This window comes from Pseudomonas agronomica, assembly GCF_025917275.1.
Lineage (GTDB): Bacteria > Pseudomonadota > Gammaproteobacteria > Pseudomonadales > Pseudomonadaceae > Aquipseudomonas > Aquipseudomonas agronomica.
Genome location: NZ_JAOSHO010001079.1, coordinates 1 through 380 on the forward strand (window position 1 = coordinate 1; position 380 = coordinate 380).

The window sequence follows — 380 nt, forward strand, 5'->3', positions numbered from 1 at the left end:
GAGCGAGCTTGCTCGCGATGGCGTCGGCTTAGCTTGCCTCGATGTCGGGCCTATCCCTTGGCTGCAGGCGCCGCCATCCCCTTCGTTTCCAGATGATCCAGCGCTCGTTCAACCAACAACTGAACCCCATCGGCCATGCGACTGATTGCCAGGGCGACGCAACGGCGTGATTCGTCGATGTCGTCGGCCAGGTCGGCGGCGATGGTGCTGATGGAGAGCAGGTCTTCGGAGGCGTTGGCGAGCAGGGTTTCGGTGTCGATGTGGGGAGAGACGATGAAGAGTTGATCTTTGTCAGGTTCCGGCGGCGAGGCGGGATGGGGCTTGAGGTAGTAATCGAGGGCGCGGTTGGTGGCGTCTTCGAGGCGTTTTTCTTCGAGTTT

At 61.1% G+C, this 380-nt stretch carries 1 protein-coding gene; it reads right to left on the minus strand.

Translation table 11 applies throughout. The features are described 5' to 3' along the window. Window positions 1-50: 50 nt before the first annotated feature. The coding region (locus OC610_RS28990; RefSeq protein ID WP_264433274.1) for a DUF6124 family protein at window positions 51-380 on the minus strand (330 nt) is incomplete at its 5' end.